Here is a 14,461-nt window from a genome sequence, read left to right as displayed (position 1 = left end):
CTGGATGCCGTGGAATTACACCATCGCACTGGCGCGCCTCGCCGCCGATCCCGATCCCCCACCGGACTGATTCCGCGCCGGGCGCGCGTCGCGCGCCCACCGCACCCTGTCACGCTCCCGCCCAGCCGCGCCGGGGCGCTGGTGGCTGCTGACTGGGTGACTGGGCCAACAACGGTCCGCCGGTTCGGCCCCGGCCCGTCTGGACCCCGGCCACGCTGGGCCTTCCGGTCGCCAAGAACGCGGGGCTCCCACGTTACCGGACCCGCGCGTGGGATTCATGCAGGCTTGCCGAAAGGACACCGCACCGCCAGCGCGCGCGCCGCGCCCGCCAGCAGAAGGCAGCCCAGGCGCTGCTCGCCGGCGGTAATGAAGTAGCGTAGCCGGTAGCCGAAGGCGCCCTTGTAGCCCAGCGGATGCCAGCGGGCGACAGCGGCATTCCACTGCGCCACCGCCGCGGCGTCGGCNCGCACCGGTTCCAGGCGCACCGGGCCGAGCGCGGCCAAGGGGCCGTGCAGCGGTGTCGGTGCGTCCATCACCGGCACCGGGGGCGCCGGGCGGGGGCGCCGCGCGACCTGCAACGGGGGCAGCGTGACCAACCCGGCCGCCTCCAGGCGCTCCAGAAACTCCCGGCAGGCGTGCGCCTTCGCCGTCCCCGTCTCGGTATACCACTGCAAGTGTTCGCACAGCGTCGCCGCCAACTCCCGCCGCCCCAACCGCGGCAGCCACGCCACCGTCTGGCGGATGCCGGCAATCTCCTCGGCGCTGAACACGCGACCGCAGTGGACCCAGGCTCCTGGACTCAGCGTATCCATCAACACCCCCGGCGCAGACCGATTACCCTANCCGTAATCCTGCCGCAAGCCCGCCGCGGTGTCTACCCCCTTGTGCGAACATTAACTTTCGTTAATCCCCACCAGCCCGCGCCGTGACTGCGGTCACGCGGTCATGCTTCAGGGCTGGGCGTCGCGCGGCGGGCAGCGCGCTGAGGACGTCCGGACCAGTCCGGGCGATTGCCGTCTTGTTTGACGTGGGTGAAATTGGTGCGTTACCGAACAGAACAGCGGTTCCACCGCGGTGCACCATGCCCCTAGAAGCGCACGTCTCCGTGATGGGGCACCGACCTGCTCCCTCTGTGCCAATCGCATTTCGCCTCGATTCCAATGGGTAAACCCGGATGGACCTCCCGAAACTGCACGAGCGACAATGAACACCGAGCGTTCCGCGAGAGACTTTACTATTGTATGCGTGGGTGGCTCTGCTGGCGGTCTTGACGCATATACCCGGTTGCTGCGGCATCTGCCGGATAACATGGGTGTTGCGATCGTCATCGTCAACCACCTGCGAACGGTATCCACCTTGCTCCATGAGATTCTCCCGCGCTATACCGCAATGCCGGTCGAGCTGATCACGGACAAGTTGCTGATCAGGCCAAACCGGGTATTCATCATTCCGGAGCAGCGTGACTTGCATGTGTGTGCCGGAGAGTTCCGTCTGAAACCAATATCAAAACCCAGGGGATGGCCTGACGTGATAACCGTCTTTCTGCGCTCTCTCACTCATCACTGGGACGGACCATTGATCGCGGTCATTGTCTCCGGCTATGATGGCGACGGAGCGGAGGCACTGTGCGGCATACGGGCAGTCGGCGGAATTACCATCGCACAGGCGCTCGATACCGCAAAGCAGCCGGACATGCCGGAAAGCGCAATAGCCAGCGGATGTATCGATTTTGTTCTATCACCTGAAGCGATTGCTCAAGAGATCGTGCGGATTGCCTGCCTTCCACGGGGGCCAGCTTAGGCGATTTCCTACATGCTCGGGCTGGGCCGCTCCAGGCGCTTCCAGCAGTTCCAATTTTGGGTGGCTGCCCGCCGACAGCGTGCCGGCAGCGAGGCTGATGGTGGATGCGCTGCGCTTATCCACCCTACAAAACCGGCCCGCTGTAGGGTGGATAAGGCGCGCCGCTCGGTGTCAGGGACCCGGCACGCCGGTCGTGCGCGCCGCATCCACCAGGGGCGCTGAGGCGCTTCTGGATATCAGGCACGCGCGCTATACTTCCGGACAATCTCCGGCAAATTGACAAAAAAAACCCCGCTAACGCGGGGTGAATCACCACTGAGAAGACGGAGATCGGACACTGAAGTGGTTGCTTCAGCCATCCGGCCCACGACTGACAGTGTAATAAGCAGAAACAGTGCCAACTCCTGGCAGCAATCATTTGGTATCTTTTATAATCAATGCTTTGGTGTTCATCCTGCCATTGCGCACACGCTGGTTCTGATGTCGGGAACGCACAATTCGAGCACCCGGTAGGTGGGGTTTGCACCATCGCTGTGCCGCGTCCTGCCGGAGTAACAAACGTTGTGTTGCCGCGGGCGACAGGGGGGTGCTAGCCACCGGCTCCCGCCCGTATCACGCCGTGAACATAGGCGAGCTTGTCGATCGCCGGCTGCGGCAGCACGAAGGGGTAGAGATCCTGCTGCCCCATACTGCGGTTGAGGTTGTTGACCGCAAAGGTGAGCGGCAGCCAGTCCTCGATGATCTGCTGAAAGTCGGCGATGGTATAGGGGTCGAATTCGGGGTCGGCGGTGCGGACACTGCCGTCCGGCAGGCACCATTCCACCTCGATGCCGAAATGGGCGGCCGTCTCCAGGGTGTCGACGATGTGCAGGTAATGCGCCCAGGTCTCGGCCCAGTCTTCCCAGGGGTGGCTGCTCGCGTAAGTCGAAAGATAGTGGTCCTGCCAGTGCGCGGGCGGGCCGGTGCGGTAGTGATCTTCCAGGGCCTCGCCGTAGTCTTGCCGCTCGTCGCCGAACAGGGCGCGGAAGGTCTCCTGGCGCCCGCCCTCACGGATCAGCAGATCCCAGTAATAGTGGCCGATCTCGTGGCGGAAGTGACCGACCAGGGTGCGGTAAGTCTCGTCCATGTCCACCCGGATGCGTTCGCGCCGGACCGGGTCGGCCTCGTCGATATTGAGCGTGATCAGTCCGTCGGCATGGCCGGTCAGCACCGGCTGATCCGGCGGCGCATCCTGGCTGGCGAGGAAGTCGAAGGCGAGCCCATGCGCCGGGTCCTCATCGCGGCTGCGCACCGGCAGGCCCAGACGCAACAGCCCGTAGAAGAGGCGCCGTTTGCCGCGCTCGATGCGATACCACTTTTCCGGATTGCCCGGACGGCTCAGGTTGGGAATGGTGCGGTTGGGACGGCAGGCGACACAGAGATCCTCGCCCGACTCCGCCGGGACCATCCAGTTGCAAACATTGTGCTGCACATAATTGCCGCACTTGCGGTAGCGTCGGCCGGCCACCTGCGTGCTCGGCGGTTCGGGTCGGCGGCTGAAGAACCGCGCCAGCACACCGGGGCGGCGCACCCGGTCACTGGGGGGGATCGGCGTCCAGAAACCCGCCGCGTCCTCCTCCAGCGCGACCAGTTGCAGCGCATCGGGCAGGAAGCCCAGGGCGGCGGCGCAGTGATTGCAGCGCCAGTTCTCGAAATAGACGGCCTGGCCGCAGGACTGACAGGCAAAGGTGCGCATCGTTGGGGCACTCCGGTGGTTGAGGTGTGCGCAAGAGGCGGGTCGGCTTCGGTCAAGCGCGTCAGGCGTTTGCCGGCCCCTTCAGGCGGTGGATATGATCCTTCGCCGATGGCTGATCCGCCAGCCCCTCGTTCCACCTGACGTTGCCGGAAAACGCGTCCGATCATTCCCGAAGGAGTGCGCCAAAGCAGGCTCAGGCGACGGGCGGCGCCAGCAACAACGCCTGGGAATACTGGGTCCGGTTCGACGGGTTCAGCACCGTCTGACGGAGAAATGCCCCAACTCTTTCCGCCCGTGCGGCAGAATTGCCACGATCATTGCCCGCTCGGCACCACCGCGACCGAGCCGAACTGACGAAAGTGAGCGTCGAAGGCAAAGGCCGTCTGGATGCCTCGGCTTACCATGACAACCTTACTCACGCAGTCGGTGAAGCTCCACTGCTTATCAGAGAACTGCCGATAAACACCCCAAGCCGCACGGATGTCGTCGGGGATACCAGATGCAGTTCGGCCAGTCCTTGGTCCAGTAGGGATTGACCGACACGCAAAGCGCGTCGATTCTCGCCGCGCATCCGCATCAGGGTTAACAATTCATCGATAACGTAATCGGTGGTCAGCAGCGGCGCCTGGTTACGAACCAGCCAAGCCCGCGCGACCGCGTGGTCAGCGTCCGTGGGCACGAAAGAGGCAAACCAGGCGCCGGTATCCACGAAAATCACGTCTGTCGCCCATAGAGCAGGGCATCATGGTCCCGGTTGGAGAATCCGTCGTCCGCACTCTCGCTGGGGAGGGCATCCAATTCCTGCAGCAGGACATCCAGTTGGGTCTTCCGCTCGGCGGGCGGCGGCACCGTTTCGTCGCGCTGTAAGGCATGGGCCAGAACCTCGATCAGGCGGAGCTTGTCGCGACGATCCAGACCCTTGATGGCCCGTTCGATCTCGGCTGTTTGCGGTTGCATGGGGGCTCTCCCGGTAGTGTTTGGCGTGAGTTTAGCGGATGCCGGGCCTCCCCGCTTAGGAGCCAGGATCACCAAGGATGGGCAGAACGCAGTAATCTGAGCAACGTTGACGGGTACCTTATCCTGTGCTCGACTAGGTGCAAAGTTTGGTACATGAGCGAAGATGAACAGCATACCGGCCCAAGACATCAAGCGCCGTGGGATCGTCGCCCAGGACATCGAGCGGTGGGCGCAGGGTAGCGCGGCTCGGGGCGACTTGCCGGGGTTGATTCGGCGACTGGCCGTGTTGGCTGGGTCCGTCACGGAGATCGCCTTCCCCACCGGGGATTCGGTGACTCGTCCAGGCTGGGACGGCAGAATTCTGAGCCAAGTCGGTGACCCCTGGGTGCCCGCGGGTCTCTCCCTGTGGGAGCTGAGTGTCGAGAGCAAAGTCACGACCAAGGCCAACAGCGACTACGAGAAACGCACACAAGAAACCGATCTGGATACCCGAAAGGAATCGACGTTGGTTATCGTGACGGCGAGGCACTGGGCCAAGAAAGAAGATTGGGTGTCCAAGAAGCGTGCCCAAGGCGAGTGGCAAAGTGTTCGCGCCTATGACGCCAGAGCACGACGAGCCGCGAGCGGAATCCGAGGCATCCAGTGGCGAACGCATGGCTGCGGAGAACGCCTGGCGCTTACTTCACGATTACCGTCGACAGCCTGGTACGCTGGACAATGGCGAGATCGACGCGGATGCCTGCAGGGGTTTTATCGATCGGGCGCTTGATCTCTGCCGGGCACGGGATCGGTCAACCTTGGGCGAGCAAGCCATCGGCGGAATCCTCGCTCACGCCCCGATCGGCGAGGATGGGCCGTGGCCAGGGTTTCCGGCGCGGGATATCCTTGATCGGGCCGAATTAAGCCAGATGCGAACCGGTTTCGAAGTCGGCACATTCAACAAACGCGGCGTCACGTCGCGCGCCATGGATGAAGGCGGGATCCAGGAGCGCGACCTTGCCGATCAGTGCCGTCGCAACGCGACGGGCCTCGCGGCCAGCCATCCCCACCTTGCCGAATCGCTGGAGCGGATAGCGCGAGGCTATGAGTGCGATGCCAAACGCCACGATGACGATGCGGCCCTGAATCAGGAACGGTATTGAGGATCAGGGCGGTGGGTAGGAGTGATGTCGCGGGAACACGCGCCCGATCATTCCGGCAAGATGCCGCAGGAGTGCGCCAAAGTTGACTCAGACGACCGGCGGCGCCAGCAGATGGCGAACCAGCGGCGGTGCGTCGCCGCGATGGAGCGCCCGGATTTGTTCCTGAATCACCCGGTCCGCACCGGCGACTCGTTCATGATGGCGCAGATGGGCGACCCAGGAGCCCTCGACAAAGGTTTCCACATAGTGACCGGGCGCGGCGGCGTCCTCCATGATCCACCACTGCACTGCCCCGGAGCGGCGTCGGGCCTGGGCCTGTTCCCTCATCAAGGTCAGGAAGGCGGGGACATCCGCCGGGTCGATCCGGTATTCGATCGTCGTCATGACCGGCCCCCGCTCCTGCGGCAGGTCAGCCAGGACCAGGGGCGCCGGCCAGTGCATCGACGGCGCCAAGTCGAGCCCCTCGCCTTGGCCCAGCTTGGCCGGCCAGGTGAGCGGGATGGCGACCAGGGCACTGCCCGCGGCGATCAGCAGGGCGGCGTCGATGCCGAGTTGGGCGGCGATCAGGCCCCAGAGCGTCGAGCCCAGCGCCATGCTGCCGGCGAAGACCATCATGAAGACCGACAGCCCCCGGGCGCGCACCCAGTTGGGCAGCGCGGTTTGCGCCGAGAGTTGCAGGGAGGACAGCGCGAAGATCCAGGAGACACCCGCCAGCAGGGAGGCCAGCGCCCCGGCGTAGGGATTGGCGATGAGCGAAAACACCGCCAGCACTAACGCCGTACCGAGGGTGCCGAGGGCCACGGTGCGATCTGCTCCCAGGCGCGGTTTGACCCATGACAGCAGCACCGCACCCAGCACCGCACCCACCCCGACGCAGCCCAACAGGACGCCGTAGAGTTGGGCGCTGCCTCCCAGCGACGTCCGGGCGATGAGCGGCAGCAGCCCCCAATAGGCGCTGGCGAACAGGAAGAAAGCGGCACCTCGCACCAGGGTGGCGCGCAAGGGTGCGCTGTGCAGGGCATAGCGCAGACCGTTGACTATTGCCTCGCCGAGACCCTCAACGGGCAGCGCGGAGGCCGGCTGAGCGGCGGGCCGCCACCACAGCAGCGCCGCGACGATCACCAGGAAGCTCAGGCTATTGACGAAGAACGGCGCGGCCAGTCCGCCGCCGACGATCAGCACCCCGGCCAGTGCCGGGCCGATGGCGCGGGCGACGTTGATCCCCGTCGAGTTGAGCGCAATGGCCGCACCCAGGGTCTCCCGCGGGACCAGTTGCGGCACGATCGCCTGCCAGGCCGGCGCGATGAAGGCCGCCCCGGTGCCCAGCAGAAAAACGAAGAACAAGAGCAGCGTCGCGCTCATCCATCCAAGTGCGACCAGCCCCGCCAGCGTCGCGGCGGCCAGCGCCATCAGGCCATTGACTGTCAGCAGCAGCCGTTGCCGGTTCAGGATATCGGCCAAGGCCCCGGAGGGCAGCGCCAGCAGCAACAGCGGCCCCATGGTCGCCGCCTGCACCAGCGCGACCATCAACGGGTCTGGGGTCAGGGTAGTCATCAGCCAGCCCGATCCCAGGCTGTGCATGGCGGTGCCGGTATTGGATACCACCGTGGCGATCCAGAGGACGGCGAAGGCGCGCTGCCGGAAGGGCGCCCAGGGAGAAACGCTCTTCATAAAAACAGCCGGTCTTGGATAGATCGGCTGCCCGGTTGCGCTTCAGGGCAGGGACACCGCTCGGCCGGCCCGACCGGTGCTGAGGCCTCCCGCCGCCCATCCGTGTCATCCTCGCGGCCGTCGTGGCTCAGGCCGGGCTCGGGGCGCCGGCGATCCATCGCGCTGTCCAAGACGGCGCGACCAGGGTTGCGGGGCGGGGGCCGGGACGTCGGCGCCTGGGCTGTCACCACTGACCGTCCATTATCTTTAGGAGGAGCGGACTGAATTTGTCTGGTATCAGCCCGTACAGGCTACCAGCCTGCACCGGTAACCAGCGTAAGATGTCCTCACGCTCGGCGTCGGATGCGGCACAGTATCTCTCCAGGTAAAGCTCCGCCCATTCCCGGCTGGTGATGCCAATGGTCATATAGCTGTGGCTGGCGTCCACCAGCGCATCACCCTTGGCCACCTCGATCCAGTCGATCACGCCATATGCACCGTTGTCGACGAGGATGTTGGCGCCGTGAAAATCGCCGTGGCACAGCGCATCGCCGTCCGGCATAAGGTCGCACAAGGCGAGCAGGGCTTGTCGCCGTGCCGGATCCAGGTTGAGGTTGAAGCGGAGTCTGTCCCTGAGTCGATACTTCAGCGAGATGGGAAGCGTGATCTGTTTGCCGTGGATCTCCATCTGCAGCCGCACAAGATCGTCCGTCAACTCCCGCGCGCGGCCCAGGTCGCCTGCGAACACCGTGTTGAACGACTGACCAGTGACCCGGCTCATCTTCAGGCACATCTGGCCGGCGACGCTCAGCACCTCGATGGGCCGTGGTGTCGCGAGCCCTGCGGCCTCGACAAAGCCCATCATGGCCGCCTCGTAGAACACGTGTTCTTTGCCGTAGCCGGGATTGTACACTTTGACCGCGATGTCCTCGCGCGCATAGACGGCGGCCTGTGCACCGCGCCCGACCAATTCGCCAAAGTGCTCACTAAAGAACTCGTGCGTGCTCATTGCTGGTCACCTCTGTAATGCAGTGGAGCGCGACAGGCCATCAGCGATCTAGGCAGCGATCCAGGAAGCCCTGGGTGATGACTTCCTGCCGCCGTTGCTCTGCCAATGCCCGCATCCAGGCATCGTTCGCGGCCGGGTTCGCGCTGATAACCGCGTACCGCGCCCGCGCCCAGTCCTGGGCCGGTACGATCCCCGCGGCCGGCCGCGACACCCTCCAGGATTTCCAGGGCAACCTGATCGGCACGCCCGCCTGTGCGCAATGATGATACAGGTCTTCTCGGCGCAGAGGTCGGTCATGGCCGGCTCCTGCACCGCGGTGCAGATCGAATGGTCAACGATCCGACGCGCGGGGCGCCGCCGCCGGGGTTGGGGCTGCCGCAGAGGCGGCTGCGGGGTCCTTGCCGAGACGGCTCAACTTCAAGACCATGCCGGCCAGTGCGAACAGCAGGAGGCCGTTCACGACGAGCATTGCGGCACCGACCTTGGCGGGCAAAAGCGTCGGCAGGAATATCGACAGGCCGAAGACGATTTGCACGACAGCGATCATCGTCGGAATGAGTGCCAGGAGGCGGAGGATCGGCGGCACGGCGTCGGCTTGCTGCGCCCCAGGGTTCCTCCTGCGGCGCAGCATCGACAGCAGCCCTCTGAACAAACCGAGGAATCCGCCAACGAGATTGAGCAGACCCAGGAGCAGCCCGGTCTGTCCCGTGATGACTCCTGGGACGATTGATGAAAAGATGCCCAGCGCGGCAAAGAGCATGCCGAACAGGACCATGAGCCAGGAGCGGCGGTACTCCCCGACCGGAGTAGACCCGAGGGCGATGATCTGGATCGCCGTGATCACCAGCGTCAGACCGTGCTGGCCATCCGGGGAGAACGGGAGAAGGCCGACACCGACCGGAAACAGCAGAATCCCCAAGAGGGTGAGGAGCACGGCTTGGAGCAGTATGATGGCCACAGTGAGGGGGAGTTGGGCATCGCGGGAGAGGCGGCGGTGCGCGTCACGGAGGTGGCCGGGGGGCGATACCTGGGTCGGTCTGGCATGGATCGTTTCCGGGCCGTATGCCTTACCGACCTCGTGCAAGGTCCAGGCGAGCGACAGAAAGCTGATGCCATAGATGATGAGGAGGATGGCGGTGTGGGGACCCTTCGTAATGCCGGGAAGAAGGGTAAGGAGGCCCGCAATCAGCGTCAGCAGATAGACCGAGGCCGCGGAAAAGGCGAGGACTCTCAATATGCCGGGACCTTTGAGCCAAGCCCTTGCCTGGTCTGCACGCGCGGCATACTGATAGAGCAGCGCGGCCCCGCCCCCCGTCATTAGCAGGCCGACGAGGACGCGCAGGGTCCCGCTAAAATGGCCTGGCACGAAGGAGCCCACCATTCCAATGACGGCCGTGCCGATCCCAATGGCGACCAAGGTCCAGGAACGCCGCAGGTCACCGAACGGGGTCCTGCCCAGCGTGACGATCTGAAATGCGATCAGGACCAGAGACAAGCCGTACATGCTGTCCGGCGCATAGGGCAGGGCGCCGGCAAAAATCCAATGAAGCAAGACCCCGAACAGGCACATGAAGGTCCCGTAGATGAGGAGGACAATCACCTCGAGGGGGAGGTCGTACTGATCAGCGCTATTCATTATTCGAGGACCTCGCGTGACCCATTTACGCGAGCGAAAATTCATCTTCTTTGCTTCCTGCATTATTAACTAATTCCAAGTGTCTTTCTTCGAGATACAATATTTCGAAATTCAAGTTCTCATCCTCGCATTTCTCCGCATAGTCATCGCCTGCTGCTGATAAAGTGTCTTGATCCAATCGAATCATGTAAAGCCAAGATCCATCATCAGATAGTTCTATTTTTCCTACTTTGCCGGACCAGCCGCCAATGTTAGTGCCAAAGTCAGGATCTATTACCCCAGGCAAAACACGAACCATATCTTCCTCTTTGAATTTGCTTGTATTGTCTTTCATTTTCTTCGCTCATAGGGCAGGGTTTGGCTTACTATTTCGAGCATAACGTAGCGCTCCAGTCGGAGCAACTATAGCGGGTTAAGGCGGCGCGGGGCTCGATCATCGTTCCGGCCGGCGCTCGGGCGTCGCGCACTGGAGGTCGAGGTTTAGCCGGACGAGGGCCGCCCAGACGCGAGGTCGGCCGGCTAAAGCCTCGACCTCCAGTTTTCTTGCGACCGGAACGAGGATCAAGGTCGCGGCGCGCGCCACCGATAAACCCGCAAGCCAGCACAACGTCTGTGGCACGCGCTCTTTGGCCCTATAGGCCGTTTTCCTGGTTCATAGCTGAGCGTGGCCACTTTTCCCTTCTGACTTCTGGAATTTCAGGAATTCGTTGACGACCTGAACGCTGATGACCGGGCGGGCCTTCATGACGGACAGCGCTGCGCGCCGCCGCGCTGGGTTCGCGTCGAGTGTGTAGATCGCGATATTGGTGTCAGCGAAGGATCGGGCGGTCATAACACGCCTCCCGATCAAACTGACCGGACCAGGCTCCGGCCAGCTTCTCAAACTCGTCCCACTCGTCATCTGTGCCGTCCGACAACGCAGAATCTTGTTGGGCCAAAACGCCCTTGTGTTTCAAATACCCGATGAAATCCAGTAGCTCCCGAGCCTGGGCCTCGGGGAGCGTCTTGATCTGCTCGTACGCCAACTCTGCAACAGTCATGGCTATTTCTCCCGGCTCAGCGCCGGCATTCGCCGATGATTTGAATCATCGGCGATTGCCTCGGCAATCGGTCGTTTATTCGACCTTGATCGTCGTCCCGGCCGCAGGACAACCGGAGGTTGAGGCTTTACCGTTACAGTCGCGTAGCGACCCTGTGGGAGCGGCGTCCCGCCGCGACGGGGGCGGGCGTGTCGCCGCGGTGTTAGAGGTCACCACAGCACCGCATCGCGGCGGGACGCCGCTCCCACAAGGTTCCGGGCTGACTATGACGTTAACGCCTCCAGTGCGCGACGCGCGGGCACTGCCGGAACGATGATCAAGGCCGTTTATTCTAACAGGTGGATCGCACAAAGGAATTCCGAGGACAGTTTATCCAATGCGGAATTCCGGGGGCTGTTTACCCAATTCCGCTCTAGCTCGTCGAACAGGCCTCCCGTAAAGTGATTGCGCTCCTGGGGCTTTGGCCCCGGCTTTTCGGGCTTCAAACGGTGCCGGAGGCCCTGCTCCAACGACGCGATGAACGCATCGGTAGGCAAGCACTTGCGTCTTCGATTGGGCGAGCATCTCGGCGACACGATAATCCTCAGCAACCTTCTGTAACCATGCTCCGACTTCCGGCTCATCAAGCGGCTTCATAAAGCACCTGCCCGTGCTCGACCGCCTCTCGGACAACACCGGTTAGCCAGGTCGAATACTTGCGGAACTCCTCGGGGGTGACGACGACAATGTCCTTGGAGACGCGCACGTCGCGGACCGCCCGCCGGGCCTGAACCCCGCGATCCTCAAAGGGTAGATCGGTCTCCGCGACGACCAAGATGTCATAATCACTATCGGGTTGCGCGGTCCCCCGCGCCCGCGATCCGAAAAGGATGATCCGGCGTGGTGAGAGGGCTGACACGAGCCGGTCTCGAAGTAATTCTACCGTCGGATTAATCATGGGGACTCACTGATTTCGTTTATGTCGCGCTCGCGGTAGAGCTTCGCGGCCCGGGTGTAAAGTCTTTCGGAAAGCGGCACAACCCCAACCGTGGGGTCCGCCCAAGGGAGTCCAGAAATGCACCGCCACCTGCAAATAGCGATGCGTGGACGAAGCGTTACCGATGTCCAAGAGGACCGCCCGGCTGGTGACGAGCACGTTTCCCGCCGCCTCTATAATAATTCGAGCCTGGCCCTGAGGCATCCCCACGAACCATTGAAAAATCCGTGGGTTAGCGAAAATCCAATGGGTTCCGGGGCGCCGCCAGCCGCTCGATGCTTCTGGGCCATATACATGAAACTGATCTAGAAAGATATTTCGTGGGGATACCTCAGACACTGTCCCCCGGAATTTCGGACTCGGAGAATTAAGTGAACTGTCCCCGGAATTCGCGTCGATCGATCTCTTGAAAGATGTCGTCCGCGGCGCGTATCAGTTCTTGGTCCGACGGGGCCTCGTAGGGCGTCGCCGGGGTGTTGCGAAGAAGTTCCAACAGAACCTCGCTCCGCTCTGCCTCAGCTAGCGCGGCGAACGATTGGAGCAATTGACGGGCGACTGTGCTCATGATTGACCCATAACGTTTGGCGGCAAGGCGCCAGGGACGGGATCTGGTGCCAGGCTCGAATACTTCTGCGCTGCGGCAAGAGCCCGGCTCTTGGTCGGCGGCATCCGCCAAGCTCCCAACGGGGCACTTAGCCGGAACTCCCATCGATTGCGCCGGTTGCGAAGCCCCCGCGGAGCTTACCGCCGCTGCACGGGAACACCGTGGCCGTCCGCGCCCGAGAATACTAGCACCGAGCGACTCTGTCGGCACTGGTTCAGCTTGAATCCAGAGTAAACCGCTTATTATCAGTAATCTACGGACGCCCACACTTATCTCGTTCTCCTGTGAGTATCATCTATCGCATTATTTCCACGAAGATGATGCAGAGACTCCCGCGGAGCCAACGTGTGAAGACGCACCGCAAGGCTCTGATAAACAAAATCACTGACAAAGGGTTTAACTTTGGGGCAAAAGGAAAGACCTGACCCCATCCTTCTATGCTCATCTTCTTATCGTCAGCAGTCGCATGGCACAACAATTTTGATGTAGCTATTTGGCTTGATATTTCCGAGGGTGTTGGCAATGAGAGAAGCGCAAGTTCTAATTCGTGGCCAACTGGTCGTGCTCAAGACAACGATAGCAATTTTTCTGCTGGCGAGATTTTGCTGATATCGGAGATTTTGATCTGTTGTAACCAAGACTTCGAAACCAGAGGTCTCTGCAATTTGTAATAACTCGCCGTTTTTCAAGTTACTCCAGCCCAGTTCGTAGGCGGTGGAAACTTCATGATCCGGCAGATGGTTTCGTAGCGGGGCAGGTGTGCCTTGATCAAAGAGCACTCGCACTATGCAGCCTCTAGCGTGCGCGCCGCGTGCTCCAACACCGCGCGCGCCTGTTGAAGGGTAACGCCTGGAAACCAGGTAATGAAATCAGCCAGTTGCGCCCCATCCTCAAGATTTTCAAACAGTGCTGAGACCGGGACACGTGTGCCTCGGAAAACCCATGCTCCGCTGACCTTTTCAGGGTCGCGCTCGACGGCAGGACAGGAGGACCAGTCGTTCATATCGTAATTGTAGACTTCGGACAAGGCTCTTTCAACTGGGAAGACAATTTGCTCGTGGATTGCTAAAGCAGAAACTCTGGTCTGCCCCTAGTATCCGTAGCGTCGTATTGGGTCGGCGCTTAGGCAGTTCTCAGGCGATCCATTTTTCAATCAGCCAGCGGAGGCGAAAGGTAAGACCTGGCCTCGATCCTCTTGACCCCGATATTCTCTGAGGAAAAAGGAAAGACCTGACCCCATCCGTTTTTTGACCCCATCCGTTTGACCCCATCCGTTGTTCCTCATCCGTTCCTTCTGAGGAAAAAGGAAAGACCTGACCCCATCCGTTCATGGCGCATTTCCATCGTAGGTATCCTCGCAATAGATGGATAAGAGGCTAGGCTCAACTAAATCCGCCCGGCGGTAAAAATATCAATAAAGCGGACTCCTTTTCTACTTGATAAATCGCGTTGTCAGGCGCGGCGAGGGAATTAAACGTGGTCTGTCCCTGAGGTATCCCCACGAAATAACGTTCTCTATCAGCGATATAGAGAAGCTTTGAACGGCTGGCAGAGGCCCTGACGCCGGGATTCCGCTAACCTACTGATGTCTCGCTCAAGTTCGTGGGGATACCTCAGGGTCGGAGAGTAAGCCGGGTTCTCACCGCTGGTTAGACAGACGTTGGTGTTCTCTGTTGCCGCCTGGTTTCCCGGCGGTGCCACAATATCTCTGCCATACAGCAATTCGTTCCCGGCTCCTCGCAGAACCGGACTTGGAGTGTTACACCATCCGGCTCCCAGTTTGAGTCATCCACGGACGAACAGGGCAACATCGCCCCATCGACGCCGCGCGCCGTGCGTCCAGCGTAGCGCGCGATGCTTTGCTACCCGTGTGAAATGCTTGAGTTTAGTGGTCGCGGGCATAGTCCTCTCG

16 protein-coding genes are annotated in these 14,461 nt (G+C 61.9%); 3 read left to right on the top strand and 13 right to left on the bottom strand.

From position 1 onward, the window contains the following. The first annotated feature begins 1,203 nt into the window (after positions 1 to 1,203). Complete coding sequence (locus A39O_RS0131240; RefSeq protein ID WP_040529268.1) at positions 1,204 to 1,800, top strand: chemotaxis protein CheB; 597 nt, start codon at positions 1,204 to 1,206, stop codon at positions 1,798 to 1,800. A 589-nt stretch (positions 1,801 to 2,389) separates the two neighbouring features. On the opposite strand, the gene A39O_RS0131235 is transcribed toward A39O_RS0131240, so the two are convergent. From A39O_RS0131235 to A39O_RS0131225, 3 genes are all read right to left on the bottom strand, one after another. Continuing rightward, positions 2,390 to 3,535, bottom strand: a complete 1,146-nt coding sequence (locus A39O_RS0131235; RefSeq protein WP_020508570.1) for a zinc-binding metallopeptidase family protein — start codon at positions 3,533 to 3,535, stop codon at positions 2,390 to 2,392. Positions 3,536 to 3,950: 415 nt separating this feature from the next. Further along, the gene (locus A39O_RS42455) at positions 3,951 to 4,244 is read right to left on the bottom strand and encodes a PIN domain-containing protein (RefSeq protein WP_211211768.1); all 294 of its coding nucleotides are present in this window, start codon (positions 4,242 to 4,244) and stop codon (positions 3,951 to 3,953) included. 5 nt (positions 4,245 to 4,249) lie between these two features. After that, positions 4,250 to 4,492: a hypothetical protein gene (locus tag A39O_RS0131225; protein ID WP_020508569.1), complete on the bottom strand. Its 243-nt coding sequence runs from the start codon at positions 4,490 to 4,492 to the stop codon at positions 4,250 to 4,252. Between the two features lie 563 nt (positions 4,493 to 5,055). Between A39O_RS0131225 and A39O_RS41505 the strand changes: the two genes are divergently transcribed. Next, complete coding sequence (locus A39O_RS41505) at positions 5,056 to 5,634, top strand: hypothetical protein (RefSeq protein WP_157640546.1); 579 nt, start codon at positions 5,056 to 5,058, stop codon at positions 5,632 to 5,634. Between the two features lie 87 nt (positions 5,635 to 5,721). Here A39O_RS41505 and A39O_RS0131215 read toward each other — a convergent pair whose 3' ends face one another. Both A39O_RS0131215 and A39O_RS36000 read right to left on the bottom strand, forming a co-directional pair. Further along, a complete protein-coding gene (locus tag A39O_RS0131215) occupies positions 5,722 to 7,305 on the bottom strand; it encodes an MFS transporter (RefSeq protein WP_020508566.1) in 1,584 nt (527 codons plus the stop codon). A gap of 223 nt (positions 7,306 to 7,528) precedes the next feature. Then, complete coding sequence (locus tag A39O_RS36000) at positions 7,529 to 8,293, bottom strand: phosphotransferase family protein (RefSeq protein WP_020508565.1); 765 nt, start codon at positions 8,291 to 8,293, stop codon at positions 7,529 to 7,531. Positions 8,294 to 8,370: 77 nt separating this feature from the next. Between A39O_RS36000 and A39O_RS0131205 the strand changes: the two genes are divergently transcribed. Further along, on the top strand, positions 8,371 to 8,556 hold the full coding sequence (locus A39O_RS0131205; protein ID WP_020508564.1) for a hypothetical protein: 186 nt from the start codon (positions 8,371 to 8,373) through the stop codon (positions 8,554 to 8,556). A gap of 68 nt (positions 8,557 to 8,624) precedes the next feature. Here the strand turns inward: A39O_RS0131205 and A39O_RS35995 are convergent, their stop codons facing one another. From A39O_RS35995 to A39O_RS39805, 8 genes are all read right to left on the bottom strand, one after another. Then, positions 8,625 to 9,929, bottom strand: coding sequence for a hypothetical protein (locus A39O_RS35995; protein WP_020508563.1), 1,305 nt, complete (start codon positions 9,927 to 9,929; stop codon positions 8,625 to 8,627). Between the two features lie 25 nt (positions 9,930 to 9,954). Further along, positions 9,955 to 10,263, bottom strand: coding sequence for a hypothetical protein (locus A39O_RS41500; RefSeq protein WP_157640545.1), 309 nt, complete (start codon positions 10,261 to 10,263; stop codon positions 9,955 to 9,957). 318 nt (positions 10,264 to 10,581) lie between these two features. After that, a complete protein-coding gene (locus A39O_RS35990) occupies positions 10,582 to 10,761 on the bottom strand; it encodes a PIN domain-containing protein (protein WP_020508562.1) in 180 nt (59 codons plus the stop codon). Then, positions 10,739 to 10,969 (bottom strand): DUF2281 domain-containing protein, encoded by a 231-nt coding sequence (locus A39O_RS0131190; protein ID WP_020508561.1) that lies wholly within the window; start codon positions 10,967 to 10,969, stop codon positions 10,739 to 10,741. The genes A39O_RS35990 and A39O_RS0131190 overlap by 23 nt, the downstream gene beginning before the upstream one ends. Before the next feature lie 622 nt (positions 10,970 to 11,591). Further along, positions 11,592 to 11,906, bottom strand: coding sequence for a nucleotidyltransferase domain-containing protein (locus A39O_RS0131185; RefSeq protein WP_026199885.1), 315 nt, complete (start codon positions 11,904 to 11,906; stop codon positions 11,592 to 11,594). A gap of 406 nt (positions 11,907 to 12,312) precedes the next feature. Beyond that, the gene (locus A39O_RS41990) at positions 12,313 to 12,510 is read right to left on the bottom strand and encodes a hypothetical protein (protein WP_020508559.1); all 198 of its coding nucleotides are present in this window, start codon (positions 12,508 to 12,510) and stop codon (positions 12,313 to 12,315) included. A gap of 494 nt (positions 12,511 to 13,004) precedes the next feature. Next, a complete protein-coding gene (locus A39O_RS39810; RefSeq protein WP_083925013.1) occupies positions 13,005 to 13,334 on the bottom strand; it encodes a DUF5615 family PIN-like protein in 330 nt (109 codons plus the stop codon). Then, the gene (locus tag A39O_RS39805) at positions 13,334 to 13,576 is read right to left on the bottom strand and encodes a DUF433 domain-containing protein (RefSeq protein WP_245562022.1); all 243 of its coding nucleotides are present in this window, start codon (positions 13,574 to 13,576) and stop codon (positions 13,334 to 13,336) included. The genes A39O_RS39810 and A39O_RS39805 overlap by 1 nt, the downstream gene beginning before the upstream one ends. Positions 13,577 to 14,461 lie beyond the last annotated feature (885 nt).

The sequence above is a fragment of the Lamprocystis purpurea DSM 4197 genome, from assembly GCF_000379525.1.
Classification (GTDB): domain Bacteria; phylum Pseudomonadota; class Gammaproteobacteria; order Chromatiales; family Chromatiaceae; genus Thiodictyon; species Thiodictyon purpureum.
This window is presented reverse-complemented; position numbering and strand designations above follow the sequence as displayed.

Excerpts from the sequence above, each read along its gene's own strand:
- A39O_RS0131240 (WP_040529268.1), top strand. The coding sequence starts at position 1,204 with ATGAACACCGAGCGTTCCGCGAGAGACTTTACTATTGTATGCGTGGGT.
- A39O_RS0131235 (WP_020508570.1), bottom strand. The coding sequence starts at position 3,535 with ATGCGCACCTTTGCCTGTCAGTCCTGCGGCCAGGCCGTCTATTTCGAG.
- A39O_RS0131225 (WP_020508569.1), bottom strand. The coding sequence starts at position 4,492 with ATGCAACCGCAAACAGCCGAGATCGAACGGGCCATCAAGGGTCTGGAT.
- A39O_RS0131215 (WP_020508566.1), bottom strand. The coding sequence starts at position 7,305 with ATGAAGAGCGTTTCTCCCTGGGCGCCCTTCCGGCAGCGCGCCTTCGCC.
- A39O_RS36000 (WP_020508565.1), bottom strand. The coding sequence starts at position 8,293 with ATGAGCACGCACGAGTTCTTTAGTGAGCACTTTGGCGAATTGGTCGGG.
- A39O_RS0131205 (WP_020508564.1), top strand. The coding sequence starts at position 8,371 with ATGACTTCCTGCCGCCGTTGCTCTGCCAATGCCCGCATCCAGGCATCG.
- A39O_RS35995 (WP_020508563.1), bottom strand. The coding sequence starts at position 9,929 with ATGAATAGCGCTGATCAGTACGACCTCCCCCTCGAGGTGATTGTCCTC.
- A39O_RS41500 (WP_157640545.1), bottom strand. The coding sequence starts at position 10,263 with ATGAAAGACAATACAAGCAAATTCAAAGAGGAAGATATGGTTCGTGTT.
- A39O_RS35990 (WP_020508562.1), bottom strand. The coding sequence starts at position 10,761 with ATGACCGCCCGATCCTTCGCTGACACCAATATCGCGATCTACACACTC.
- A39O_RS0131190 (WP_020508561.1), bottom strand. The coding sequence starts at position 10,969 with ATGACTGTTGCAGAGTTGGCGTACGAGCAGATCAAGACGCTCCCCGAG.
- A39O_RS0131185 (WP_026199885.1), bottom strand. The coding sequence starts at position 11,906 with ATGATTAATCCGACGGTAGAATTACTTCGAGACCGGCTCGTGTCAGCC.
- A39O_RS41990 (WP_020508559.1), bottom strand. The coding sequence starts at position 12,510 with ATGAGCACAGTCGCCCGTCAATTGCTCCAATCGTTCGCCGCGCTAGCT.